We start from the raw sequence: 25,237 nt of genomic DNA, 5'->3' as shown, positions 1-25,237 counted from the left end.
GATTCCCAGATGCGTAATGTTCATGATGACGACTCCTCTCGGTCTGGCGCTCGCCGCGCCGCTTCCGTAAAGGTGGCACATTGGCCGGCAGGGTGAGGGAGAACCCATGTCATCTGATTAAATGGCTACGCGGGCGATCTGCTAGGTTGCACGCTACTCGTTCCTGCGCTTATCCGCTTGATATGTCTATTCGCTGCGCTGCGGGCGCCTCGCAGCTCATCCCGCTCGATCACTCAATAAGCGTATCCCTAAAGAGCCAGGAACTTAGGAGCACGTATTCGCGACAAACATAATCTCGTAACCTATCAACGGCCTCCCCCTGTTACGGCAGTACTCGTATTCCCTCAATACCAACCATGGCAAATCGCCTCCATTTGGAAAAGCGGACTATGAAAACACTGACCGACGCCGAGTTGGCGCACGTACCCATGCGACAGCTGATGCATGCCATCGCAGCATTCGTCGTCGCTGACTTTCAAGGCACCACCACAGCTCCCCCACGGCACGCCGTGGATTTTCCAGAAGGAAAACTGGTGTTCACCACGGGTGGATACCGCAATATAGCGGGTGTTCGCATCTACGAGACTTTTCGTTCCGCACGCCGCGCCGGGGAAGATCAAGCCGTTCTGGCATGGAATACCGACACCTGTCTGCTCGAAGGCGCCTACTTCGGCGCGCGGCTCGGCGCATTGCGTACCGGCGCGCTGGGCGGACTCGCGGTCGACGCACTAACATCCCCATCCACCGCCTCATGTGCCGTCATCGGAAGCGGAACGCAAGCGGAAACACAGTTGCTGGGCATACTCGCCTGCCGTGAACTGAACGAAATCCGTGTTCACAGCAGGCGGATGGAAAACCGCGAGAGGTTAGCGAAACGCTTACGGGAAATCACATCGGCCCGTGTCGACACCTTCGCCGATGCTGCGGAAGCGCTCGCCGGAGCGGAAATCGCAGTGCTGGCAACGACCGCGGAAAGTCCGGTCGTCGAAGCGGACTGGCTGCGCGATGCGAAACACGTCACCACAGTTGGTCCCAAGTTCAAAAACGCCCACGAGCTGCCAATCGCCGCGCTGGCCGAACGGATTCTGGTTTCCGACAGTCCGCAGCAGATACGCGGGCACTACGAACGGCACATGCTGTTCGCCCACCCGCGCAGGGATGAAGTCCGGCACCTGGGGGAATCGCTTTCCGCCCCGCGTGCGGCGAATCTCCCACCCTCGCTATACCTCTCAACGGGACTCGCCGGAACCGAAGTGGTCGCACTTCAAGCTGCCATCGCCCATTTGAAAACTGCCGGCCGAACATGAGAGCGAATACCTGTTCGCCCCGATGTACGGCGACGAGCCGGCGCTGACGACCGGCGTAGCAGCGCCGAACGCGCGTCTTCGAGCACTGGTTGACGCTGGAAACTGATCCGGAAGGCGGGCCTACCGACCGCTGGCCTTCCCCAAAAGGCTGATTCTTACAGCCAGGCCTGCAGATCCGCCACGGTCGAGGTCGTCCCGCCGCACACGATGACCAACACCGATTCGCTGTTCTCCAGTGCCGGCAGGTCGTCGTACAGCACCGCCAGAGAAGCGCCGCAGGCCGGTTCGGTCACGATGCGGTGATCGTCGACGAACCTGCGACAGGCTGACACCGCGGCCCGGTCCGGCACCACGACGCAGCGCACCGGACGCTCCTGCGACCAGCGGAAAGCCTGCTCGCACACCTTCCTCGCCCCCAAGGACGTGGCGATGCTGGTGATCCCCGGCAGCTCGATGCGCTCGCCGGCATCGATCGATTGCGCGAAGGAATCAGCGCCGGCCGTTTCGGCCGCGACGATCGGCACGTCGTCCCAGCCGTTCCTGCCCAATCCCTCGGCAACGCCGCTCAGCAGTCCCCCGCCGCCCACGGACAACACGACCGCATCGGGCACGACGCCGGCCCGCTTGACCTCGTCGATCATGCTCGCGTGACCCTGCCAAAGCAGCGGGTCGTCGAACGGATGCAGGAACGCATCGCTGTCGGTGAGCATGGACTGCGCCAGCGCATTCGCCTCCTGCCAGGAGGCGCCGTGCACGATCACCTCCGCCCCTTCCCGACAGATCAGGGCCTTGGCGCGTTCGGTGGTCGTCTCCGGCACGACCACCACCACCGGAACGGACAGGCATTGCCCCGCATACGCCACCGCCAGCCCGGCATTGCCGCCGGACGAGGAGATGAAACGCGTGGCGCCGCGGCGCGCGTATTCCCGGCAGGCGTGGCCGACGCCGCGGATCTTGAACGAGCCAGGCGGCTGCAGAGCCTCAAGCTTCAGCCATACGCTGCGTCCGGCAAGCTCGGACAGGACGGGAGACTCGAACAGCGGCGTCTCGATATGCAGGGCATCGGTCATGCTAGGGCCTGTTCACACTATTGCGCGGTGCGCTGTTGCACCCGCGGTTTTCCGGTCAAAGAGGTAGGGACTGCGGCACGGCGCCCCTCTCGCCTACGCGGCCAGGCGCTCCAGCAAGCGGAACCTGAACGCGTGCGCATGCCGTTCGTCGGCCGCATGCTCCTCGCAGCTCGCCTCCCGCCAGGCACCCGGATCGATTTCGGGAAACTTCGCGTCACCCTCCACCTCGGCGTCGACCTCGGTCAGGTACAAGCGCCGCGCCAGCGGCAGTGCCGAGGCGTAGATCTGGCCGCCGCCGATCACCATCACTTCCGCTTCCGGCCCGGCAAGCGCCTCCTCCAGGCTGGAAAATACGCGGCAGCCGGGCACTTCGAAACCGGCCTGGCGCGACACCACGCGGTTCTCGCGTCCGAGCAGCGGACGGCCGATAGACTCAAAGGTCTTGCGGCCCATGACCACCGGTTTGCCCAGCGTGATCGCCTTGAAATGCTTGAGGTCGTCGGGCAGGCGCCAGGGCAGGTCGTTGTCGCGGCCGATTACGCCGTTGCGCGCCACCGCCACGACCAAAGAGACGTACGGGTGGCTCACACCGCCACCGGCGCGCGGATCGCGGCGTGGCTCTCGTAGCCTTCGATGGCGATGTCCTCGAAACGGAAATCGAAGATCGACTTCACGTCCGGGTTGAGCTTGAGACTGGGCAGCGGCAGCGGCTCGCGCTCGAGTTGGGTCCGCGTCTGATCGAGGTGGTTGAGGTAGAGATGCGCGTCACCCAGGGTGTGCACGAAATCGCCCGGCTGCAGTCCGGTCACCTGCGCGATCATGTGCGTGAGCAACGCATAGGAAGCGATGTTGAACGGCACTCCGAGGAAGATATCGGCACTGCGCTGGTAGAGCTGACAGGACAGACGGCCGTCGGCGACGTAGAACTGGAACAGCAGATGGCAGGGCGGCAGCGCCATCTGCTCGAGTTCGCCGACGTTCCAGGCACTGACGATGAGCCGGCGCGAGTCGGGCGTGCGCCGGATAGCCTCGACAACCTGGCTGATCTGATCCACCGCGCCGCCGTCGGCAGTGGCCCAGGAGCGCCACTGCTTGCCGTACACCGGGCCGAGATCGCCGTGCTCGTCGGCCCACTCGTCCCAGATGGTGACCTTGTTGTCGCGCAGATAAGCGATGTTGGTATCGCCGCGCAGGAACCACAGCAGCTCGTGGATGATCGAGCGCAGGTGCAGCTTCTTGGTGGTCACCAGCGGGAAGCCCTGCGCCAGATCGAAACGCATCTGGTGGCCGAAAACCGACAGCGTGCCGGTGCCGGTACGGTCCTCCTTGCTTGCGCCGTTCTCCAGCACATGGCGCATGAGATCGAGATACTGCTTCATGCCTTTTCTCCCACGCCCGCGCGATAGGCCCAGATCAACAGGCCGGCGCCGAGCAGAATCATCGGCAGGCTCAGCACCTGCCCCATGGTGACCCAACCGAAAGCCACGTAGCCAAGCTGCGGATCGGGCTCGCGCACGAACTCGACCAGAAAACGGAAGGTACCGTAAAGCAGCAGGAACAATCCAGAGACAGCGCCCATCGGCCGCGGCTTTCTGGAGAACAGCCACAGCACGCTGAACAGCACCACACCCTCGAAGAAAAACTCGTAGAGCTGCGTCGGCTGGCGCGGCAGCGGACCGCCCTTGGGGAACACCATGCCCCAGGGCAGCGTGGTCACCTTGCCCCACAGCTCGCCGTTGATGAAGTTGCCGATGCGTCCGCAGGCCAGGCCGATGGGCACCATCGGCGCAACGAAGTCGGTGACCTGGAACAGCCGCAAGCCGATGCGCCGCGCGAACCAGGCCATCGCCAGGATCACGCCGATCAGCCCGCCGTGAAAACTCATGCCGCCGTCCCAGACGGCGAACACCTGCAGCGGATGCGCAGCATAGAACGGCAGGTTGTAGAACAGCACATAGCCCGTGCGCCCACCCAGTACGACCCCCAACGCACCGTAGAACAGCGCGTCGCTGACCTGCTCCGGATTCAGTGGATACTGCGGCTTGCGCGCACGGTATGTACCCAGCCCCAGATAGGCGGCGAAGCCGATCAGATACATGATTCCGTACCAATGGACCTTGAAGGGACCGACGGAAAACGCGATCGGATCGATGTGGGGATAGGGAATCATGGGGCGCTATGCTACCAGAGGGGTGGTGGGTTGACGGGACCGCAACAGATTCATGGCAGGCTGTCGATGTCGCTATCATGCCGCATGAGTGGACGGCAACAGTCTGCTAGCGATGCACGCGGGTGAAAACCGACTTCAGATAGGCCGTTTCCGGGATCGCCGGGTGCATCGGATGATCGACCGACTGATACCCCTGCGCGAGCACCTGCAGTTCCCGGTCCAGATGACGCGCGGCCTGCTGCATCTGCGCCACCAGCGTGTTGCGCTGCAGGTGATAGGAGCACGAACAGGACACCAGGAAACCATCCCGCTCGATCAGTTGCATGCCCATTTGGTTCAACCGCCGATAGGCCTGCTCGCCCGCGCGCTGATCCTTGCGCCGCTTGATGAAGGCCGGCGGGTCGAGAATCACCACGTCGAAGCGCTCACCGGCCTCGCGCAGCGCACGCAACACCTCGAAGGCATCGCCTCGGCGCGTGCCCACGCGCCCGCCCACATCGTTGCGCTCGGCGTTGCGCACCGCATAGTCCAGCGCCCTCTGCGACTCATCCACGCACATCACCTCGCGTGCGCCGCCGAGCGCGGCACGCACGCCCCAGGCGCCGACGTAGCTGAACACGTCCAGCACCCGGGCACCGGCGACGTAGCCCGCCAGCCGGTCGCGATTGTCGCGCTGGTCGTAGAACCAGCCGGTCTTCTGCCCCGCGTCCAGCGGCGCGAGGAAGCGCCGGCCGCCCTCTTCCACCTCGACTTCCGCCGGCGGCTCGCCCTGCGCCGCACGCACGTAGCGCCCCAGCCCCTCCAACTCGCGGATCGCGGTGTCGTTGCGCAGCAGCACCGCCTCGGGTTTCACCACCTTATCCAGAGCGGCGAGCAGGGCATCGAGCTGGCGCTCCATGCCGGCGGTGGTCACCTGCACCACCAGAACGCCGGCGTAACGATCGATCACCAGCCCCGGCAGGGCATCGCCCTCGCCGTGCACCAGACGATAATAGGGGGAGGCGAACAGGCGCTCGCGCAGACTCAGGGCCACCTTCAGGCGATGCACCAGCAGCGATGCACCCCATGGATGACGCGCCTCTCGCGACAGCAATCTGGCACAGATCAGCGAGCGGGGATTGACGTAACCCGTTCCGAGTGCGCGGCCCTGCGCGTCCTCGATGGCGACCGCATCGCCGGGCTCAAAGGCATCGAGCGGCGCATGCTTGACGTCGACCTCGTTGCTGAACACCCACAGGTGTCCCGCGCGCAAACGGCGATCCTCCCCGCGTTTGAGGCGAAGAACCGGCAGAACGGTATCGGTCACGAATCGAATCCTTGGCGCAAAAACCGTATTGTAAGGGAAGCAGGGGCCGAGCTTCGCAAAGACTTTTACTCCCGGTTCCATCGCAGCGCAGGCCGCACGATGAACATACATATCCGGATCGCCTTCACCGCTGCATACGTACTAATGGCATTCGTGCAACAGTTCATGGACGCCCATGCACCGCTGGGACCACAGATGGCAATAATGCTGGCGAGCGTGTTGCCGTGCGGCATCCTCGTCGACGACGGTTATTCGCTGTTCACAGCCCGACCGGGACGCCTCATCCGCACGCCGCGTATATAGCGCGGCGTCAACAGAACCACGGGAGGACTGCTGATCGGCGAAGGCATGCTGGCGGCCATCTGGCGCGCCCTGTGAGCGCAGCCGGACTCAGCCCATGATCGCCTGCACCACCGCATGCAGTGTCGAGGTATGGCGGTGCAGCAGGTCCTTGTAGCGCCGCAGATAGCTCTCGGCCTCGCCACCGGCCTGATAGCGCATCCCCGAGTCCCCGGGGTCGCGGCGCATGCGAATCACGCCCAGCGCGCTCAGGTGCGCGAGATCATCGCTCAAGGCGCTGGAGCGCGCGGCATCCAGCTTCTCCTTGAAGCGATACGCCAGCGGAATACCGGCGATCTCCGCCGCTTGCACCAGTGCCTGCACTTCGTGCAATTCGAGAGGATGATAGATGCCCGCGACGCGCACCAGTTCGACCACCAGGGCAAGATCCTCGCGCATGTCCGCATCGCTCCAGCCCCCACCCTCGTGTTCGGCCTCCCGGTAAACGCCACGCGCCTCCACCAGCGACCGCATCGCGGCCACCAACGGCGTCGGACCGCTGCTCCAGCCGTGCGCAAACCCCTGTTTCTCGAAACCGAACGCGGGAAATTCCGCACTCCATAGCACTTCACGCCCCGTCCACGGGGCCTCCAGCACCTGGACACGGATGCGATAGCACTCGATCAGCGGTCCTCCGTCCGCCCAGTCGCGCGACGGAGAAAAGCGCACCCCATTGACGTAGACCGTACCGTCGCGCAACTGCGGCGACAGGCGCACGGCCTGGGCGACGGCCAAGTCCAGCGACGCGCCCACCAGCGCGGCATTCTCATTTACTCCCTGGCAATGTGGTTTTTCGTTCATCACAGCTTTCTATCAGCGGGCGACACCAATCACAAGTACCACGTGCCTCCAGACAATCCAACGGTCCCGGATACCTGCCCAGATACGACTTTCGAGCGGCGCGGACAACCGACTTGGGCGACAAGCCGCCCCGCCTCGGCTACAGTGGGTGCGGAAAGCGCCAACCGACCACTGCAGAGGACTTCATGCCACACAACCGCCTGGCCAAGGAAACCAGCCCCTACCTGCAACAGCACGCCGACAATCCCGTCGACTGGTACCCCTGGAGCGAAGAGGCGTTGTCGAAAGCGCGTGAGGAAGACAAACCCATTCTGCTCTCGATCGGCTACTCGGCCTGCCACTGGTGCCACGTCATGGCCCACGAATCCTTCGAAGAACCGGAGGTCGCGCGAGTGATGAACGAGCTGTTCGTCAACATCAAGGTCGACCGCGAAGAGCGCCCCGACCTGGACCGCATCTACCAGACCGCCCACGCCCTGCTCTCGGAACGCACCGGCGGCTGGCCGCTGACCGTGTTCCTGACTCCCGACCAGACTCCCTTCTTCGCCGGCACCTACTTCCCCCGCGAACCGCGCTACGGCCTGCCCGGCTTCCCCGAACTGCTGCAGCGCATCGAGGAACTCTACCGCACCCGCCGCGCCGACATCGACCAGCAGAAGGTTTCCCTGCGGGATGCGATGCAGCGCATCGAGCACCGCGCGGCCATGGGCGGCAGCAGGCTGGATGCCACAGCACTGGACCGCGCCCGCGGCGAACTGGCCAAGTCCTTCGACCAGTTGCATGGCGGCTTCGGCAGTGCCCCCAAGTTCCCCCACCCGCCCACGCTCAACCGTCTGCTGCGCCATTGGGCGGCCACGGCCCGTGACGGCCGTGCCGACGAGCACGCCCTGCACATGGCCCGCTTCAGCCTCGAACGTATGGCCGAGGGCGGCTTGTACGACCACCTCGGCGGCGGCTTCGCCCGCTACTCGGTGGACGAGCAGTGGATGATCCCGCACTTCGAAAAAATGCTCTACGATAACGGCCCCTTGCTGGCACTCTACGCCGAGGCGCACGCCGCCACCGGCAACCCGGCTCCCGCCCGTATCGCCGAGGAGACCGCCGCCTGGGTCATGCGCGAGATGCAATCGCCCGAGGGCGGCTACTACAGCGCGCTGGATGCCGACTCGGAAGGCCACGAGGGCGTCTACTACGTATGGACGCAGGAGGAGGTCCGCGAAGTCGTCGGCGACGATGACTATGCGCTGTTCGCCGCGCGCTACGGCCTCGATCGCCCGGCCAACTTCGAAGGCCGCTGGCACCTGCACGGCGCCACCCCCCTCGAGACCCTGGCCGCCGACGGCGGGCTGGATGCCGAGACGCTGCATGCGCGTCTCGACCGGGCTCGCGCAAGACTGTTCGAACGCCGCGAACAACGCGTAAGGCCGGGCTTGGACGACAAGATACTGACCGCCTGGAACGCACTCATGATTCGCGGGATGGCCATCGCCGCGCGCCACCTCGATCACCCCGAGTGGACCGCCAGTGCGGAACGCGCGCTGGATTTCCTGCGCACGCAGTTGTGGCGCGACGGACGCCTGCTGGCCACCTACAAGGATGGTCGCGCCCACCTTGCCGCCTACCTCGACGACTACGCCTTCCTGCTCGACGCCACGCTGGAACTGCTCGCGCTGCGCTGGCGCGCTGAGGACATCGAGTTCGCCATTCAGCTGGCCGATGTCATGCTGGAACACTTCGAGGACCGCGACCGTGGCGGCTTCTATTTTACGGCGGACGATCACGAGCAATTGCTGCAACGCCCCAAACCGACCGCCGACGAGTCGCTGCCTTCGGGCAACGGCGTAGCGGCCTATGCGCTCACGCGCCTGGGCCATCTGCTGGGCGAGTCGCGCTACCTCGGCGCCGCCGAGCGCACGCTGCAGGCTTCGGCGGGCGTCATCGAACAGGCACCCTCGGCACATTGCACGCTGCTCGATGCCCTGGAGGAACAGCTGTCACCGCCGATCCTACTGATCCTGCGCGGGGCCGCGGCCGAACTGGGACCGTGGCAGAACGCCGCACAACAGGGCTACGCGCCGCAGCGGCTCACGCTGGCGATTCCGGCGATGGCCGAAGGACTGCCGGCTGCGCTGGCGGACAAGACGGTGCCGTCGGAAGGCGTTCTCGCCTATCTATGCCGGGGCACGCATTGCGAGGCGCCCATCCACGAACTCGCCGGACTGCGCGGGGCGCTCGACTGAGCCCCCGCCGGCGCAACGTCAGGGGACGACGTAGTCCGCCTGGGTGAGCAAGTCCACACCGCACTTCAGTTCACTGATCCAGTCCAGGAACTGACCGACCATTTCCGGACCTTTGAACGGCTGGCCATGCTGCGGCACGATCATGGATACGTTCATGTCTCGCACCATATTGGCCCACAAGCGGCAGGCCCGGCTCGAACACATGTAGCGGCGGTGGAAACCGAGCATGCGCGGAATATGCGCCTCGAAGTCGGTCACAGGCTCGCTGACGTCGCCTCCTCCGACCGAAGCTCCCATATCGCCGGAGAACAGGATACGGCTGACCGGATCGTAGAACTGAAAGTTGCCGACCGAATGCAGGAAGTGCGCAGGCACCACCTTGACCAGCGACGTCCCCAGCGGTACGTCCATCCCCTTGTCCGGCACCGCCATGCAGCGCTGGGCCACCTTGTCGCCCATGTACATCGGCAGCAGATGCGGAATGAATCGCGCCCACAACTGGGAACAGACGATGGACGCGTTGCTCCGCGTCACCCAACTCTGCATTGAAGTAATGATGTCCGGATCCTGATGCGATGCCATCAGGTACCTCACGTTCTCCATGCGCGTATGCCGGGCCACTTCGTTCGACAACGCCGTAAATGTGAGTTCCCCGCCCGGGTCGAGCAACGCAACTTCGTCGTGATCGATGATGACGAACTGGTTGGCCTGCACCGCCGAGCCCGTCACCAGGTTGCCGAACGCCAGGCAACTATGGTGCGCATCCTTGTAGAGCTCTACACCCATCTCCGAATGATCCTTATTGGTGTTCGAATGTTGCAAAAAGCTTAGAATACGCTTTCATGGAAACCTAATCCACACTGCGGATATACCGTACGCCGAGAACCGAAATGCCGAAAACACTAAGCGATTTCATCCAGGAAGCCCGCGCCCATATCGAGGAAATCAGCGCCGACGACCTGGCCGAATTGCTGGACGATGGCACCGAGCCACTGCTCGTCGACACGCGCGAACCCTACGAATACGCCGTACGTCATATCCCCGGAGCCCTGCTGATTCCGCGCGGCGTGCTGGAGAGCGCCGCAGATCCCAACAACGCGCGGCGCGTGGAGGCGCTGTACGGCGCGCGTGAAAGAACCGTCGTGCTGTACTGCGACACCGGCGCACGCAGCGCCATGGGCACTGCCGTACTGCAGGAGATGGGATTTTCAGACGTACGCAACCTTGCCGGCGGGCTGAAACTGTGGGAAGCGGAAGACTACGACGTCGAAGCGGGCGAATACGCCGGGGCGCTACCCTGAGACCGGCCGGTCACCCAAACATCATCCCTGCGTAACGCGGGTGAAAGACGAAATTTCTAGCATGGTCTACAACATACAGAATGGGAATCGACCATGCCGAGCCCTCAGGTCGCACATCAGACCGACCGCCCTGCGCTAGTGGCGGAACTGGCCGCCAGCCAGCAACAGGTACACGAATCGCAACGCCTGCGCTATCGCGTCTTCGCCGAGGAAATGGGGGCGCATGTACACACTGCATCGCCCGGACACGAGGCCGACGCCTACGACCGTTACTGCCACCACCTGCTGGTGCGCAACAGCCACGACGGTCAGGTCGTAGCCAGCACCCGGATTCTCACGGACACGCAGTCACGGCTTTGCGGCGGTTTCTACTCGGAATCCGAATTCGATTTTTCGTCCGTACTCGCCCGGCCCGGCCGCTTCATCGAAATCGGCCGTACCTGCGTCGCACCACACTGTCGCAATGGCGCCGCAATCGGGGTACTCTGGTCCGCGCTAGCACGTTTTATGATCATCCACCGGGTCGACTACATGATCGGTTGCGCCAGCATCAGTCTGCGCGACGGCTGCGACGGCGCCCAGGCCATCGCAGAACACGTACGCAAGCGCCATTTCGCGCCTGAATCTCTGCGCACCTACCCCCATCACCCGCTCAGCACAGGCGCCGCCAGCCCGGCCGCCATCATCATGCCTCCGCTCCTCAAGGCCTACCTGCGGCTCGGAGCATGGGTGTGCGGGGAACCCTGTCTAGACCGGGAGTTCAACGTGGCGGATCTGCCGATCCTGCTCGATGTCGACCGCCTCAATCCACGCTACATGAGGCATTTCGTGCGCAACAGGGCAGCCGCGGTGCCGCCCCCTACGTTCATGAATGCCGCTTCCGGGGCTCCGAGCCATGCCTACGGCGAGACGCATTTATAGAGTCACGCTCCTGCTGCTGCATGCGGCCCTGGGCATCGCCCTGACGCTGTTGCTGACCCGACCGCGCCAGGCAGCTCCCGGTCCCGTATTCGACGCCATCGCCTGCTGGTGGCGCGCGCGCATCGCACGCATTCTGCGTCTGGACTTGCGGGTGCGCGGGCGCCCCGTCGACGGCCCGGCGCTGCTCGTCGCCAATCACGTATCCTGGATGGACATCCCGGTGCTGGGCTGGATCCCGACCATCAGCTTCCTGTCCAAGGCCGAAGTCCGCCGCTGGCCGGTCATTGGCTGGCTCGCCGCCCGCGGAGGTACGCTGTTCATTCGCCGCGGCGAACGCGGAGGGGCCGACACCGCCGCCGAACAGATCACCTGGCATCTGATACGGGGGCGGAAGGTCCTGCTGTTCCCCGAAGGCACCACGACCGACGGTGGCCTCGTACGTGCCTTCCACCCCCGTCTGTTCGCCGCCGCGCTGCTGGCCAACGTAGCAGTTCAACCGATCGCCCTGCGCTATACCCGGCCCCAAGGCCAGCCCCATGGCACGCCCCACCCCAGCGCACCATTCATCGGCGACGACACCTTCCCGTCCCATTTGTGGCGGGTCTTGGGCGAGCGCCGCATTGTTGTGGAACTCGAGTTCCTGGCTCCGATCAACACGCAGGGCCGTGAGCGCAAAGCGCTCGCACAGGCCGCTCAGCAGCAGATCGCTCAGGTGGTCGGCGGAGTCCCCGGCGAGAACCGCGAGGGGAACGTATCGTGAGCGCCGCAACCGAAGCCGTGCCGATGGATGAGGAACGCGATCCCCAGCGCCGACGCGACGACCGACGCCTGCACATCGCACTGGTCAGCGAAACCTGGCCGCCCGAGATCAACGGCGTGGCGAACACCCTTCATCACTGGGTCGGCGGCCTTGTCGAGCGCGGCCACCGTATCCACCTCACGCGCCCGCGACAGCACACGGGGGAAAAGCCAATCGCGGGCAGCGGCATCGAGGAACGCCTGGTGCACAGTCTGCCGCTGCCCGGCTACCACGGCCTGCGCTTCGGGCTGCCCGCGCCGCGCGTGCTGCATCACGAATGGGCGCACTTCACACCCGACCTGGTCTATATCGCCACCGAAGGGCCGTTGGGCGGCAGCGCACTGCGCATCGCCAGGCGCATGGAGATCCCCGCCATCAGCGGCTTCCACACCCGCTTCGACTTCTACAGCCGGCACTATCGCCTGGGCTGGCTGGAGCCGGCCATACGTACCGTCCTGCGCCGTTTCCACAATCGCTCCGCCGCTACCCTGGTGCCAACCCGCGAACTGGCGGATCTCTTGTCGCGCCACGGTTTTCTCAACCCCCGCATCGTCTCGCGCGGCGTCAACGCACGTCTGTTCACGCCGGAACGGCGCGACGCCGGGCTGCGCGCAGCCTGGGGCGTGACCGAAACCACGCCGGTGGCGCTCTACGTCGGGCGGCTGGCGCCGGAGAAGAACATCGACCTGGCGATCAGCGCCTACCGCGCCATGCAGGTACGCAACCCCGAGTTGCGCTTCGTACTGGTCGGCAACGGCCCGGACGAGCAGCGTCTCAAGCGCGACAACCCGGATCTGATCTTCGCCGGCCCGCAGGTCGGCGAAGGCCTGGCGCGCCACTACGCCAGCGGCGACATCTTCCTGTTCCCAAGCCTCAGCGAAACCTTCGGCAACGTGGTGATCGAAGCCATGGCCAGCGGGCTCGGCATCGTTGCCTTCGACTACGCCGCCGGCCGCGAACACCTGCGCCACGGCGATAACGGGCTGCTCGCACCGAGGGACAACGCGTCCGCGTTCATCCAGCAGGCCATCAACCTGGCCGAACACCCTGCGTTGCTCGCCCGCCTGCGTCGCCCGGCACGTGCGACCGCAGCCGCCCTCGACTGGCCGCACGTCACCGACCTGCTGGAGAGCCTTATGTACGAATACGCGCGGCCGGCCGACCCGCCCGCACAGGAGAAGCGCCATGCGCTTGTTTGAACGCCTGACGGCTGCCGACCAGCACACCACGCTGCTGTTCAACCGCATCAATCACCTGCGCCTGCCGGCTCGACTGTTCGCCATCGTCAGCCGGCTCGGTGACGGCGTGCTCTGGTACAGCATCATTCTGGCGCTGCCATTCGTACACGGCGCGGGCGCCGCCCTGGTCAGCCTGCAGATGATCGCCGTCGGCCTGAGTTCGTATCTGCTCTACAGGTGGCTGAAACGCGCCACCGGCCGAGTCCGCCCATGTCAGCGGCTCGAGGGCGACATCCTGCACAGCGTGGCGCCGCTGGACGAATTCAGCTTCCCGTCCGGGCACACTATGCATGCGGTCGCCTTCACCATCATCCTGGTGGCCTACTATCCGGTGTGGGCGGTGTTCGTGATCCCATTCACCGTGCTGGTGGCCTTGTCGAGAATGGTGTTGGGCCTGCACTACCCCAGCGACGTGATTGCCGGCGCGTTGATCGGCAGTACGACCGCCATACTGAGCCTGCTGCTGACAACGCCACACTGAGCAGACGGCGCCGAAGGGGTTTTCCAGTCCGCTCCGGGAGAACTTTAGAGATACGCTGCACGGCCGACGCAGCGCAGCGAGTGAGACATATCAAGTCGATAGGCGAGGGAGCGAGCGGCGCGTAACGTAGCAGAAACTGCCCGCGTAGCCATCTAATCAGCGTATCCCTAGGATGCGATGGAGATGACCCGGCGCGGGTGTTCCCCGGCGCTTTCCACCCACTGGTAGACGGCACTCAACGCCGGTGTCGAGCACGTCCCACCTGGACAACCGGAGCAACCCGATGCGCAGCCTACCCGGGTCTCCAATCGCTTTACACGTCCTTTGCGCTCCCAGAATTCGAGCACGCCACGCATCGCCTCGGCGTCACAGCCGAAGCGGTTGACCAGATCGCTCAACGGCGCGATGCCGCGCGTCTGCAGATAGCGTTTGACCTCGCTGGGACTCACGATTACACCTGTGCGGCAGCAAGTTCGCGACGCTGTCCGTTGCGCCGCAGCGCCCATACCGTCCCCACGAACACCGCCAGTACCCCAACCACCCAGCCCAGTGATTGGGCCGGGTGTTCACCAAAGGTAGAGATCTGGTAGTAGAGCACAGCCAGCCCGTAGGCGAGTTCGATACCCCAGGCGATGGAGAATGCGGTCCAGGCGCGGCTGCCGGTCTCGCGGTAGATCGCAGCCATGGTGTTCACGCAGGGCAGGTACAGCAGCACGAAAATCAGATACGCGATCGCCGCCGGCACGGTGAACAGCGCCCCCATGCGGGTCAGCGTCGAGGTTTCCACTCCCTGCGCTGCTGCAGCCTGTTCGAGATTGCTCTGCTCGGCGCTGTGGAGGTTACTGAAACCGAGCGGGTCGAAGAAGCCGGAGGCGAAGGCCCGCGCATTCTCGGGTATGGTTGCGAAGGCCGCGCCGATCTCGCCCCAGAAGTCGAAGGCGGGCGGCGTTTCACCGGCCTGCGCCGCCGCCCCTGCATCCATCTTGCTATACACGCCGTTGAGCGTCCCGACGACGATTTCCTTGACCACCACGCCGGAGAGCAGACCGACCGTGGCGGGCCAGTTCTCCTGCGTGATCCCCATCGGATGGAACACCGGCGTGATCGTCTTGCCGATCGCCGCCAGCGCCGAATCGCCGACCTGCGCATCGGACAACGGCCGGCCCGTGGGGCTGAAACTGGACAATGCGGTCACCACCACCGAGGCGATGATGATCACCTTGCCCACCCGCAGCAGAAACACGGAAAGCCGCTCCCAGGTGCTGCGCGTCATGCCGCGCAGCGTCGGCACGTGATAGGTCGGCATTTCCATCACGAACGGCGTGGCGTCGCCTTTCAAGGCCGTGCGCTTGAGCAGGAACGCGGTAAAGATGGCGGCAACGATGCCCAGCACATACAGGGCGAAAACGATCTGCCCGCCGTGCTGGCGGAAGAACACCGTCACGAAGGCCATGTAGATGACCAGCCGCGCGCTGCAAGACATGAACGGCTGCATCAGCGCCGACACCAGCCGCTCACGCGGTTCCTCCAGCGTACGCGTGGCCATCACCGCAGGCACGTTGCAGCCAAAGCCGACGATCATGGGCACGAAAGCCTTGCCGGGCAGGCCGATGCGGCGCATGAAACGATCCATGACGAAAGCCGCCCGCGCCATGTAGCCGGAATCCTCGAGTATCGACAGGAACAGGAACGTCATGCCGATCGGCGCGATGAAGGTCGACACCAGCTCGATGGAGCCGCCCACCGACGTCGCCAGCAGCGCGATCAGCCACTGCGGGCTACCCAGACTCGCCAGCACATGCCCCAGCCCCGAGACGAACACCGCATGGGTGATGCCGTTGAAGAAATCCAAAAAAATGTTGCCGCCGTTGAAACTCAGCACGAACAGCAAATACATCACGCCCAGGAAGATGGGGATACCCAGAAACCGGTTGAGCACAATGCGGTCGAGACGGTCGGTCAGCGTGCGCCTGACCTCGCCCTGGCGTTGCATCGTCTCGCTCAGCGCCTGATGGACGAAGGTGTAGCGCGCGTCGGCGATGATCACGTCCGCCTCCTCGCCCAGACGCTCCTCTATCGCAGCCTGCAGGCGTTCGGCCTCGGTGCGTACCTGCGCACCCACTGCCGCAGAGACGCCGGGGTCGTTTTCCAGCAGCTTCACGCCCAGCCAACGCGCGTCGACTTCATGCTCGGCAGCGAAATCGTTCAGCAGAGGTTCGATGGCGGTCAGAGCCTCTTCTATCGGCGGCGCGTATTCCAGTTCCACGCCGCGCTTGAGTCCCGTTTTCGCAAACTCCACCACCCGCTGCTTGAGCCCCTCGACACCCTCGCCCTTGGCCGCGACCAGAGGCACCACCGGACAACCCAGCCTCTTCTCAAGCTTGGACAGATCAATGCGCACGCCACCCTCGCGGGCCATGTCCAGCATATTGAGCGCCAACACCACCGGCACACGCATTTCCATCAACTGGGTGGTGAGATAGAGATTTCGTTCCAGATTCGAGGCATCGACGATGTTGACGATGAGATCGGCTTCCCCGGACAGCGCGTAATCGCGCGCAATGGCCTCGTCCAGCGAAGCGCTTGAAACAGCATCGAGCGAATAGGTCCCGGGCAGATCGACTACCTCGACCTGATCGTCGCCCAGGTCGAACAAACCGACCTTGCGATCGACGGTCACGCCGGGCCAATTACCCACCTTCTGGCGCGAGCCCGTCAACGCGTTGAACAAGGTCGTCTTGCCGCAATTGGGATTGCCGATCAAACCGATGGTATAGCGACTCATTGCAGCAAAACCCCAAAGCTATTGAGAATTATTAACATCAAAAGCCCCGAAAAAAACCGCTTCTCAGCACCGCTCGATGCGCAAAGCCACCGCCTCGTCCTTGCGCAGAGTCAGCGCGGAGCCACGCACGCGGATCTCAACGGGATCCCCCAACGGCGCTACGCGTACCACGGTGAACTCGGTACGCGGCGTCAGCCCCATCGCCAGCAGGCGGCGGCGATAGACCGCCTCGGTCTTGGCATAGCCCAGCACCCTGCCGCTCTCACCGATCTTGAGCCCGGCGAGCGTCAGCGCCTCGTTGAATGCTTCCGCCGTCATAGCCGGATGACCCGGATGCGGTGCAACATCCCCATACCCAGCGCCAGACGCGTACCCGCCAACTGGATCAGCATGCCGCCGGGCCCCTCTCGCTGCAGCACCTCGAATTCGCTGCCGGCTCGCAGGCCCATCGCCTCCAGCCGCCTGACCATGCCGCAGCCCCCAGCCAACTCCATGATGCGCACACGTTCACCCGCAGCAGCCAGCACAAGAGGGAAACTCGACGCCGATACGGACGGCGGAGGAGCGGTCTGTACTTCAACCTCGGAAACGGCCTGGAACAAACGCATGACTGAACTCCACGATAACGGGATGCTGCGATAGACGCAGTATACATCAAACAGCATAAATGAGAACCATTCTTATTCAAGATTTTCTTCTTGCTGCAACTGCACACACTCCTGACACAAACCATCGATTTCGATCAGCTGGCTGTCGGGTTGAAAATCCAGACGCGCCGCCTGACGCTGCAATGCGCCCACCGCCGGAGCGGCATCGACCTCTTCGGCCCGGCCGCAGCCGTGACAAAGCAACAGCAGGCCATCATGCTTCGCGCCTGGATGAGTGCAGGCTACGAAGGTATTGGTGCTACGCACGCGGTGCACGAATTCCTGCGCGCGCAGGAATTCGAGCGCTCGGTAAATCGTCGGCGGTGCATCGGCATAGCCGGAATTGCGCAGTTCATCGAGCAGATCGTACGCGCCGACAGGCTTGGCATGCTCGAGCAGCAGTTCGAATACGCGCCGCCGCAGCGGCGTGAAACGCACGCCGCGCTGCGCGCACAATCGCTCGGCGTCATCGAGACGCTGCTCCCGGGACTGTTCGGAAAGACACAACGACATTCACTGGTACCGGCGTGGTTTGACCCATTATCGCAAGGAACCGGCCCCTGTTCCCACTACGGCCGGACAGATCAGCCGCGGGTGCAACCGGGCCGCCGGCAAAGACATTTCGCGTCGTGAAACACACCATACGGCAACAACACCACTCGCGCATCGTGAGCTGGCATCGTATTCTCCATGTCTACTACCAAGCCGACGCAGCCCGGACGGCTTGCGCGAAGCGCCACCCAACATTTCTGGATGCTTAATGAGCACGGACCCGGCACTACTCGACAAATTCATCCCCCTGCATGAACTAACCTCGGCGAACCGTTCCCGCCTGGCCGACAAGGCTACCGTCATCGATTTGCCCTCACGCCGACGGATCGAGGACACGAATCCGGGGCGCTGGATGACCTACCTCCTGGAAGGCACTCTGTACCTGACCGAGGGCACACGGGAAGACACCATCGAGGCCGGTAGCGCCCGCGCGAAACGCCCACTGTTCCCGCTCGAAACTCGCCGGGGCCCCTTGACCGCACAGAGCCGTGGCCCGGTCCGCCTGCTGCGTCTCGATCGAGCGATGTTCGACCTCCTGCTGCGGGAACAGAGAGTGTCCGACTACGAAGTCCAGGACACCCCCATCAACGACGCAGAAGGCAAACTGCTCTACCACATCTACCAGGCCGTCAAGGACGGCACGCTGAACCTGCCGAGCATGCCGGAAGTCGCCATGCGTATTCGCGACGCCGCCATGCGCCCCGACGTCTCGGTACAGGAAATCGCCCAAATCGTGCAGATCGATCCCGTCGTAGCCGGCGGCGTGCTGCGTTCCGCCAACAGCGCCGCCGTGCGCGGCGCGCAGCCGATCAACAGTCTAACCGAGGCAGTCGTCCGCCTGGGTTTCGAGGCGACCCGCTCGTTGGCGACCCGCATAGCCGTCAGTCAGATATTCAACGCGCACACCCCCCTGGTCCGCGAGCGCATGCATGCGCTGTGGGAACACAGCGTGCAGACCTCCTCACTGGCTTCCGTGCTTGCCCGGCACTACGGCAAACTCGACCCCGACCATGCACAGCTGACTGGACTGCTGCACGACATCGGCTGCGTACCGATCCTGCTCTACGCCGAACGCGAGTCTCTCCTTGGGGATATCGAAGCCATCGAAAGCGCCCTGCGCCACCTGCGCGTGCCAGTCGGCTTGCTGGTGCTGGACTACTGGGATCTGGACAACAGTTTCGGGGAAATCATCCAGAACGCCGAAGAATGGCGGCGTGACTCACTGCTGAACACGACCGACTACGCCGACCTGATCATAGTCGCGCAACGCATGCTCGCCCCCCCGGAAGCCACCCTGCCCGCGCTCGAGGACATGCCCTCTTATGCGCGCCTCGCCCTTGGCCCACCCGACCCCCAACGCATCCAGGCACTGCTGCAGGAAGGCCAGCAGCAGCTCGCCGAAATCAAGAACCTGCTGACACCACAAGCCGCCTGAAGAGCATTGCCGGCGGCCCTGCGGGGTATGAAGGTCGCCGCACCATCGCGTAGACTGTGCGCACTGCGCCCGGCGCAGTCAATTCACGAAAAGCCACGAGGCCTGACATGCAAATCTGCAACGACGCCGTCGTTATGCCCAAGCCTATGGAGAACATCACGAGGGGCTTATTCAGGTCATCGACCGCAGCATGTTCCAGGGCGTCGACGAACTGGCCGTCGATATGGAGTTCCACGCCCAGGCCAACGACGGCAGCATGCAGGTCGTACGCATCGCCGCCATCGAGGGCGACGAGGTCACCATCGACGGCAACCATCCGCTGGCTGGCGTACCGCTGAATTTCGACGTTACCGTAGTGGAAGTGCGCGCAGCCAACGCCGAGGAACTCGAGCACGGGCATGTGCACGGTCCCGATGGGCACGAACACTAGAACCTGTCGGCATCAGCCGGCCTGCCGTTCTTCTGAATGCGGGGCAGGTGCCGGGCGCGAATCGTGGATGAGTCGCCCGAAACGCCCCTAGAACAAGCTTCTAGCGCACCGGATCGACGAACGGCGTCGCCAGCTCGGGACGCCGCCCGGCCGTACCCAGCGCGTGCGCCATCAAGTGCCGCTTGAGCGGCTGTACCGTACCGGTCAGAGCCATGCCGCGCCCGCGCACCCAGGGCAACAGCGGCAACTGGCTGCCGAACAGCAGCCGGAACCCCTCCATCAGCCGCATCATCGTCTCGTTCTCGCCCCTGCGGGCACGCTCGTAACGGCGCAGCACGAGCATCGAACCAGGATCGCGAAAGCTGGAATCCAGCACACCGGCCAGTTCGGCCGCATCCATGAAACCGAGGTTGACACCCTGCCCGGCAAGCGGATGAATGCTGTGCGCCGCATCGCCGATCAATGCGACGCGCGCTCGCACATAGGGATAGGACTGCCCCCCCACCAGCGGAAAACCGGCTCTCTTGCTACAGGCCGTAATGCGGCCCAGACGCAGATCCGCCGCGCGTGCCAGCGCATGCCGGAAATCGGCATCGTCCAGCCCCAACAGCCGTTCCGCCTCGGTGCCGGTCGCTGACCAGACGATGGAAGAACGGCCATCGCCCAAGGGCAGAAATGCCAGAGGTCCCGTCGGCAGAAACCGCTGCCAGGCGGTCGACTCATGCGGCACCTCGGTGGTCACGGTGGCCACGATCGCCGTCTGTCCGTAGTCCCGGGCGCTGCGCTGCATGCCGGCCAGTTCGCGGATACGCGAGCGCGCGCCGTCCGCACCCACCACCAGGCGCGCCTGCAGCTCCCTGCCATCGCTCAAGCCGACGCACACGCCACGCTCGCCCAACTCCAGCGTCTCGACGCCGAACGGCGCCAGCAGCCGCACGCTGTCGAGCTGCTCCAGGCGCTCGAGCAGCGCTTCCTGGATGACCCGGTTCTCAACGATATGTCCCAGATCCGGTTCGCCCATTTCGACCGCGTCGAATTCGATCTCGCCCGCACTGCAGGCATCCCACACCCTCATGCAGCGATAGGCGCTGGCGCGGCGCTCGATGATTCCCGGCCATGTGCCCACTCTCTCCAACAGGTGCTGCGAAGCGCGATTGACCGCTGATACCCGCAAGTCGTAATCGTCCTCGGCACGGAAAGCCGGCGGCAGCCGCGCCTCGACCACGGCCACGGAACGCCCGGCCTGCCCCAGCGCGGCGGCCAGCGCGGCGCCCACCATGCCGCCGCCGACCACGACAACGTCGAATTCCTTCAGGTCCGATGCCATGCAGGCTCCTGTCCGCTGCCGAGATGCGTGGGCCGGCCTATCAAGCCCATGTTCTGGCGCGCCATGATCCGATTCAGCGGCGCCAGCCAGTCGGCCGCGAGCAATCCCGTCGCGCGCAGATGCCCGAGCAGCGGCGCCTCGCGCGCGAACAACCTGGCCAGCAGGTCGGTGAAGGCGATGACGCGCGCCATATCCGGTTCGCGCAGGCGCTGATAGCGGTTCAAACCCTCCGCAGCGCCGGGGTCGCGCGCATCCTGCAGTACCTCGAGCAAGGCCGCCACGTCGCGCAGCGCCAGGTTGAATCCCTGGCCGGCGACCGGGTGCAGGCTGTGCAGCGCATTGCCGACCAGCGCAGTACGCCCACTCCAGGCCTGTTCCGCACGCACCATCAGCAGTGGATAGGCTGCCCGCCGGCCGACCGCGACGAAGCGCCCCATACGCCAGCCGAAACGCTCCTGCAGCGCGGCGAGGAAGTCCGCGTCACTCCACTCCAGCACCGCGGCGGCGGCCTCCTCGCGCTGCGTCCAGACCAGCGAGTAGCGCTCGCCACCCAGCGGCAGCAGGGCAAGCGGCCCGCTGTCGGTAAAGCGTTCGTAGGCGGTGCCGAGGCGCGGCCGGTCAACGCTGACGTTGGCGATCACCGCGCTCTGGCCGTAGCGCTCGGTCCGTGCCGTCAGCCCCAGCGCCTGGCGTACCGGCGAGGATGCGCCGTCGGCGGCCACCAGCAGACGCGTGCGCAGCAAGCGCGCGCCATCGGACGTGTTCACGCGAACCTCTACCTCATCGCCCAGATCCTGGGCGGTCTCCACCGCTGCCGGCGCGAGCAGCTCCACCGCATCCGCGGCCTCCAGCAGCGGCATCAGAGCCGCGCCAACCAGGCGGTTGGCCACCACGTATCCCAGTGCCGGCACGCCCTGTTCCCGCGCATCCACGTGCGCAGCGCCGAAATAGCCGCGGTCGCTGACGTGGATATGCGTGATCGGGGCGGCCTCCGCCGATATCATCGGCCACATGCCCACCGCTTCGAGGATCCGGCGCGAACCGTAGGCCAGCGCAATGTTGCGCTCGTCGTAACTCGGCTGGTCGGGTGCCCCGTACGGCCGAGCCTCGATCACCCCTACCCGCCAGGGTCCGCCGGCCAAGGCTGCGGCCAGGGTACCCCCGACCATGCCGCCGCCGACGATCAGGATGTCGAAAGCGTCTTCCACGAGTATTCGCCGCTCAGGCCGCCGTACCGACCAGCGCTTCGATCTCGGCCACGCTCTTGGGCGTGTCCTCGGTCAGCACCTTGTGGCCGTCCTTGGTCACCACCACGTCGTCCTCGATGCGTACGCCGATGTTGTGAAAGCGATCTGGCACGTCGGCCTCGGCGGTGATGTAGAGCCCCGGCTCAACGGTCATCACCATGCCCGGCTCCAGCAGGCGCCACTCGCCATCCACCTTGTACTCGCCCACGTCGTGCACATCGATGCCCAGCCAGTGTCCCGTGCGGTGCATGTAGAACCGGCGGTAGGCGCCCTCGCGGATCAATTTCGCCGGCTTGCCCTTGAGCAGCCCCAAGTCGATCAGACCCTTGGTCAGTTCGCGCACCGCCGCCGCATGCGGATCGTCCCAGGAGTTGCCGGGCTTGACCTTCTTGATCGCCGCCTCCTGCGAGGCCAGCACGACTTCGTAGACCTCGCGCTGGGCTTCGCTGAAGCGCCCGCTGACCGGGAAGGTGCGAGTGATGTCGCTGGCGTAGCCATCGTACTCGGCGCCGGCGTCGATCAGCAGCAATTCGCCGTCGCGCAGCAACTCGTCGTTGTCCACGTAATGCAGAATGCAGCCGTTGGCGCCGCCGCCGACAATCGACTGGTAGGCCAGATCGGCATTGTGGCGCCGGGCGGTGTAGATGAACTCCGCCTCGACTTCGTACTCGTGCATGCCCGGGCGGCACGTCGACATCATGCGCTTGTGCCCCTCGATCGAGATCTCCGCCGCCTTGCTCATGGTCTTGAGTTCGGCGCTGGACTTGAACAAGCGCATTTCGTGCAGCAGATACTCCAGCGAAATGAACTCGTGAGGGGGCTGGCGCCCGGTACGCGACTGCGCCCTGATCACGTTGATCCACGCCATCAAACGACGGTCGAATTCGGTATCCCGGCCCATGCTGTAGTAGACACGCGCACGATTCTCCAGCAGGCCCGGCAGGATTTCATCGATGTCGTCGATGGGGAAGGAATCATCGGCGCCATGCTTCCCCACCGCCCCCGCCTGGCCGGCCCGGCGCCCGTTCCAGGTCTCCATTTCCGGGTTCCGTTCACGGCAGAACAGAATGTACTCGCCCTGCGGGCGCCCAGGAATGAGCACGGCGACCGCCTCCGGCTCGGGGAAGCCGGTCAGATACAGAAAATCGCTATCCTGGCGATAGCGGTAGTCGGCATCGCGGTTGCGTACACGCACCGGCGCGGCGGGCAGCACGGCAATTGCCCCATCCCCCATCATGCGCATCAACTGGCGGCGGCGGCGGGCGAATTCCTTGGCATTGATCGGCATGGCAAATCCTCGTTAAACCGTATGGACCCTCAGAAATGCAAATTATTTGCAACCTAGTGTACGCCCGGCAGCGGCGATGAGGGCGGACGCAGTTCCTCCCCGACCACCAACACGCCAACGCGTACGTACTCGAGGAGTTCGGTGTACGCCTCCTCGGCATCCTCGTCGTCTTCGTCGGCGGGCTCGACGCGGGCAATCTCTCCGATGTCGCGGATAAACTCGTCCACCGATTCCGGCAGGGCGGCGGCGCGCTGGGAACTCATCCCGGCCAGACCGACTCCCGCGGCGAAGCCCTCGCACCAGCGCCCGAGCGCCTGCACCCGCTCGGTCAGCGGTGCATCCGCGCGCGGCAACAAGGGCTGAAACTCGAAGTCCTCATCGACCAGGCTGGAACGCGCCTGTTTGATCAGCGCATCCATGAGCCGGCTCGTAGTCGCGGCGCTCTCATCCTGTGGAACCACGCCCTTCATCACCTCGTTCATGCAGCGCTCCGAGGGCGTCGCGATATCCACGGCAAGCAGGCCGCAGAGCAATCCATGCGCTTCCGCGGGCCCCAAGTCTGCGCCCGAACGGCCTAGCTGCGCTTCCAGAATCGCGTAAGGGTCAGTCAATTCAAAATACCTCGATGCGTGCCTCGTAAGGCAGCAGGATGAAACGGTACAGCTCACCGCCGAGCTGAATATGAGTGAAGTCCGGTTCGCCCAGACGAATACTGTCCCCGCCCGCCAGAGAACGCCCCGACAAGCCGAACCTGCGTTGCTCGATCAACTCCGCCAAGAGCGCTTCCAGCTCTTCGTATGCCACCGTGCCGGTATTGTCGACGATCCGGCAGGATTTGCCGTTGTGGGCGACGCCTTCGATCACCACCGCCTTGTCATTATCGCATTGCATTGAAGAATCGTCTGGCACCATATACCGTCCGCCATAGCCTTCCGCAGGCCGCGCATGTTAGCACCCACTCCCCCGCCGCCACACCCTGCTGGGCAAGGCCGTGGTTGATTCGACACCTGTGCACGCCTATATTTGCCGCATGTCCGCGCACGCCGACAATTCGCCTACCGAACAGGCGCTTTCCGCTCTGGAAGAGCGCGTGACCGAACTCGCGCGGCGCTGCACGCGCCTGAGCGAGGAAAACCAGGGTCTGCAGCGCCAACTGCAGCAGTTGCAACACGAACGCGGCTCTCTCCTGGAGAAAAACGAAATTGCCAAGAGCCGCGTCGAAGCCATGATCAATCGTCTGAAAGCCATGGAGGAGGCTCCGTGAGCCAGTCCGTCGCGGTCGACGTACACCTTCTCGACAAGGAATACCGGGTGATGTGCCCTCCGGAAGAGCGCGACGCACTGATCGCCTCTGCACGCCAACTCGACGCCCGCATGCGCGACATCCGTGACCACGGGCGCGTCATTGGAACCGAACGCATCGCCGTCATGGCCGCGCTGAACTTCGTGCACGAGCTGATGCAGCGCGAAACCAACCAGCACGAATTCGACCAGGACCTAGGCAAGCGGCTGCGCCGCCTGACCCAGCGCATAGACGAAGCGCTGGCCTGAGA

General features: G+C 64.5%; 29 protein-coding genes. 13 read left to right on the top strand and 16 right to left on the bottom strand.

The window, feature by feature from the left end; genetic code table 11:
• Positions 1–389: 389 nt before the first annotated feature.
• Complete coding sequence (locus tag P8014_RS10445) at positions 390–1,307, top strand: NAD(P)-binding domain-containing protein (RefSeq protein WP_337817262.1); 918 nt, start codon at positions 390–392, stop codon at positions 1,305–1,307.
• 155 nt (positions 1,308–1,462) lie between these two features.
• On the opposite strand, the gene P8014_RS10440 is transcribed toward P8014_RS10445, so the two are convergent.
• The 5 genes from P8014_RS10440 to P8014_RS10420 form a co-directional block, all read right to left on the bottom strand.
• Positions 1,463–2,377 carry a pyridoxal-phosphate dependent enzyme gene (locus P8014_RS10440; protein ID WP_337817261.1) on the bottom strand — a complete coding sequence of 305 codons (915 nt, stop codon included), beginning with the start codon at positions 2,375–2,377 and terminating at the stop codon, positions 1,463–1,465.
• Positions 2,378–2,470: 93 nt separating this feature from the next.
• Positions 2,471–2,965, bottom strand: coding sequence for a type 3 dihydrofolate reductase (folA, locus tag P8014_RS10435; RefSeq protein WP_337817260.1), 495 nt, complete (start codon positions 2,963–2,965; stop codon positions 2,471–2,473).
• On the bottom strand, positions 2,962–3,756 hold the full coding sequence (locus tag P8014_RS10430; RefSeq protein WP_337817259.1) for a thymidylate synthase: 795 nt from the start codon (positions 3,754–3,756) through the stop codon (positions 2,962–2,964). The genes folA and P8014_RS10430 overlap by 4 nt, the downstream gene beginning before the upstream one ends.
• Complete coding sequence (gene lgt, locus P8014_RS10425; RefSeq protein WP_337817258.1) at positions 3,753–4,547, bottom strand: prolipoprotein diacylglyceryl transferase; 795 nt, start codon at positions 4,545–4,547, stop codon at positions 3,753–3,755. The genes P8014_RS10430 and lgt overlap by 4 nt, the downstream gene beginning before the upstream one ends.
• Before the next feature lie 106 nt (positions 4,548–4,653).
• Positions 4,654–5,853: a class I SAM-dependent rRNA methyltransferase gene (locus P8014_RS10420; protein WP_337817257.1), complete on the bottom strand. Its 1,200-nt coding sequence runs from the start codon at positions 5,851–5,853 to the stop codon at positions 4,654–4,656.
• A 99-nt stretch (positions 5,854–5,952) separates the two neighbouring features.
• Between P8014_RS10420 and P8014_RS10415 the strand changes: the two genes are divergently transcribed.
• Positions 5,953–6,156, top strand: coding sequence for a hypothetical protein (locus P8014_RS10415; RefSeq protein WP_337817256.1), 204 nt, complete (start codon positions 5,953–5,955; stop codon positions 6,154–6,156).
• Positions 6,157–6,243: 87 nt separating this feature from the next.
• Here the strand turns inward: P8014_RS10415 and P8014_RS10410 are convergent, their stop codons facing one another.
• Positions 6,244–6,993, bottom strand: a complete 750-nt coding sequence (locus tag P8014_RS10410; protein ID WP_337817255.1) for a phage protein NinX family protein — start codon at positions 6,991–6,993, stop codon at positions 6,244–6,246.
• A 185-nt stretch (positions 6,994–7,178) separates the two neighbouring features.
• Between P8014_RS10410 and P8014_RS10405 the strand changes: the two genes are divergently transcribed.
• Positions 7,179–9,233, top strand: a complete 2,055-nt coding sequence (locus P8014_RS10405; RefSeq protein ID WP_337817254.1) for a thioredoxin domain-containing protein — start codon at positions 7,179–7,181, stop codon at positions 9,231–9,233.
• A gap of 18 nt (positions 9,234–9,251) precedes the next feature.
• Here the strand turns inward: P8014_RS10405 and P8014_RS10400 are convergent, their stop codons facing one another.
• Positions 9,252–10,019: an MBL fold metallo-hydrolase gene (locus P8014_RS10400; protein ID WP_337817253.1), complete on the bottom strand. Its 768-nt coding sequence runs from the start codon at positions 10,017–10,019 to the stop codon at positions 9,252–9,254.
• Between the two features lie 104 nt (positions 10,020–10,123).
• On the opposite strand from P8014_RS10400, the gene P8014_RS10395 reads away from it, so the two are divergent.
• The 5 genes from P8014_RS10395 to P8014_RS10375 all read left to right on the top strand — a co-directional run bounded on the left by P8014_RS10395 (position 10,124) and on the right by P8014_RS10375 (position 13,973).
• Complete coding sequence (locus P8014_RS10395; RefSeq protein WP_337817252.1) at positions 10,124–10,534, top strand: rhodanese-like domain-containing protein; 411 nt, start codon at positions 10,124–10,126, stop codon at positions 10,532–10,534.
• 93 nt (positions 10,535–10,627) lie between these two features.
• Positions 10,628–11,455 (top strand): GNAT family N-acyltransferase, encoded by an 828-nt coding sequence (locus tag P8014_RS10390; protein ID WP_337817251.1) that lies wholly within the window; start codon positions 10,628–10,630, stop codon positions 11,453–11,455.
• A complete protein-coding gene (locus tag P8014_RS10385; RefSeq protein WP_337817250.1) occupies positions 11,430–12,215 on the top strand; it encodes a lysophospholipid acyltransferase family protein in 786 nt (261 codons plus the stop codon). The genes P8014_RS10390 and P8014_RS10385 overlap by 26 nt, the downstream gene beginning before the upstream one ends.
• A complete protein-coding gene (locus P8014_RS10380) occupies positions 12,212–13,453 on the top strand; it encodes a glycosyltransferase family 1 protein (protein WP_337817249.1) in 1,242 nt (413 codons plus the stop codon). The genes P8014_RS10385 and P8014_RS10380 overlap by 4 nt, the downstream gene beginning before the upstream one ends.
• Positions 13,440–13,973: a phosphatase PAP2 family protein gene (locus P8014_RS10375; protein ID WP_337817248.1), complete on the top strand. Its 534-nt coding sequence runs from the start codon at positions 13,440–13,442 to the stop codon at positions 13,971–13,973. The genes P8014_RS10380 and P8014_RS10375 overlap by 14 nt, the downstream gene beginning before the upstream one ends.
• A 167-nt stretch (positions 13,974–14,140) precedes the next feature.
• Here the strand turns inward: P8014_RS10375 and P8014_RS10370 are convergent, their stop codons facing one another.
• The 4 genes from P8014_RS10370 to P8014_RS10355 form a co-directional block, all read right to left on the bottom strand.
• Positions 14,141–14,422: a FeoC-like transcriptional regulator gene (locus P8014_RS10370; protein WP_337817247.1), complete on the bottom strand. Its 282-nt coding sequence runs from the start codon at positions 14,420–14,422 to the stop codon at positions 14,141–14,143.
• Positions 14,423–14,424: 2 nt separating this feature from the next.
• On the bottom strand, positions 14,425–16,758 hold the full coding sequence (gene feoB, locus P8014_RS10365) for a Fe(2+) transporter permease subunit FeoB (RefSeq protein ID WP_337817246.1): 2,334 nt from the start codon (positions 16,756–16,758) through the stop codon (positions 14,425–14,427).
• Between the two features lie 63 nt (positions 16,759–16,821).
• A complete protein-coding gene (locus P8014_RS10360; protein ID WP_337817245.1) occupies positions 16,822–17,076 on the bottom strand; it encodes a FeoA family protein in 255 nt (84 codons plus the stop codon).
• On the bottom strand, positions 17,073–17,366 hold the full coding sequence (locus P8014_RS10355; RefSeq protein ID WP_337817244.1) for a FeoA domain-containing protein: 294 nt from the start codon (positions 17,364–17,366) through the stop codon (positions 17,073–17,075). Before P8014_RS10355 ends, P8014_RS10360 begins: the two co-directional genes overlap by 4 nt.
• A 90-nt stretch (positions 17,367–17,456) precedes the next feature.
• Between P8014_RS10355 and P8014_RS10350 the strand changes: the two genes are divergently transcribed.
• From P8014_RS10350 to P8014_RS10340, 3 genes are all read left to right on the top strand, one after another.
• Positions 17,457–18,038 carry a hypothetical protein gene (locus P8014_RS10350; RefSeq protein WP_337817243.1) on the top strand — a complete coding sequence of 194 codons (582 nt, stop codon included), beginning with the start codon at positions 17,457–17,459 and terminating at the stop codon, positions 18,036–18,038.
• A gap of 127 nt (positions 18,039–18,165) precedes the next feature.
• Positions 18,166–19,392: an HDOD domain-containing protein gene (locus tag P8014_RS10345; protein WP_337817242.1), complete on the top strand. Its 1,227-nt coding sequence runs from the start codon at positions 18,166–18,168 to the stop codon at positions 19,390–19,392.
• A gap of 190 nt (positions 19,393–19,582) precedes the next feature.
• Positions 19,583–19,822, top strand: a complete 240-nt coding sequence (locus P8014_RS10340; RefSeq protein ID WP_337817241.1) for a hypothetical protein — start codon at positions 19,583–19,585, stop codon at positions 19,820–19,822.
• 100 nt (positions 19,823–19,922) lie between these two features.
• On the opposite strand, the gene P8014_RS10335 is transcribed toward P8014_RS10340, so the two are convergent.
• Genes P8014_RS10335 through P8014_RS10315 form a run of 5 tightly spaced genes read right to left on the bottom strand, consistent with a single transcriptional unit; the run spans position 19,923 to position 24,575 of the window.
• Positions 19,923–21,149 (bottom strand): UbiH/UbiF/VisC/COQ6 family ubiquinone biosynthesis hydroxylase, encoded by a 1,227-nt coding sequence (locus P8014_RS10335; protein ID WP_337817240.1) that lies wholly within the window; start codon positions 21,147–21,149, stop codon positions 19,923–19,925.
• Positions 21,134–22,357: a 2-octaprenyl-6-methoxyphenyl hydroxylase gene (gene ubiH, locus P8014_RS10330; RefSeq protein ID WP_337817239.1), complete on the bottom strand. Its 1,224-nt coding sequence runs from the start codon at positions 22,355–22,357 to the stop codon at positions 21,134–21,136. The genes P8014_RS10335 and ubiH overlap by 16 nt, the downstream gene beginning before the upstream one ends.
• A 13-nt stretch (positions 22,358–22,370) precedes the next feature.
• Positions 22,371–23,684, bottom strand: a complete 1,314-nt coding sequence (pepP, locus tag P8014_RS10325; protein WP_337817238.1) for a Xaa-Pro aminopeptidase — start codon at positions 23,682–23,684, stop codon at positions 22,371–22,373.
• A gap of 53 nt (positions 23,685–23,737) precedes the next feature.
• Entirely contained in the window at positions 23,738–24,295 is a 558-nt protein-coding gene (locus P8014_RS10320) for a UPF0149 family protein (protein WP_337817237.1), read from the bottom strand.
• A 1-nt stretch (position 24,296) separates the two neighbouring features.
• A complete protein-coding gene (locus P8014_RS10315; RefSeq protein WP_337817236.1) occupies positions 24,297–24,575 on the bottom strand; it encodes a hypothetical protein in 279 nt (92 codons plus the stop codon).
• A 139-nt stretch (positions 24,576–24,714) separates the two neighbouring features.
• Here P8014_RS10315 and P8014_RS10310 point away from each other — a divergent pair, with 139 nt between their 5' ends.
• Together P8014_RS10310 and P8014_RS10305 are read left to right on the top strand one after the other, a co-directional pair.
• Positions 24,715–24,948, top strand: a complete 234-nt coding sequence (locus tag P8014_RS10310; protein WP_337817235.1) for a TIGR02449 family protein — start codon at positions 24,715–24,717, stop codon at positions 24,946–24,948.
• A complete protein-coding gene (locus tag P8014_RS10305; RefSeq protein ID WP_337817234.1) occupies positions 24,945–25,235 on the top strand; it encodes a cell division protein ZapA in 291 nt (96 codons plus the stop codon). The genes P8014_RS10310 and P8014_RS10305 overlap by 4 nt, the downstream gene beginning before the upstream one ends.
• The last annotated feature ends 2 nt before the right edge of the window (positions 25,236–25,237 follow it).

Origin of the sequence: Acidihalobacter sp. (assembly GCF_037381185.1) — a bacterium.
Classification (GTDB): domain Bacteria; phylum Pseudomonadota; class Gammaproteobacteria; order DSM-5130; family Acidihalobacteraceae; genus Acidihalobacter_A.
The sequence above is the reverse complement of the archived record's forward strand: the minus strand, read 5'-3'. Positions and strand labels throughout refer to the sequence as shown.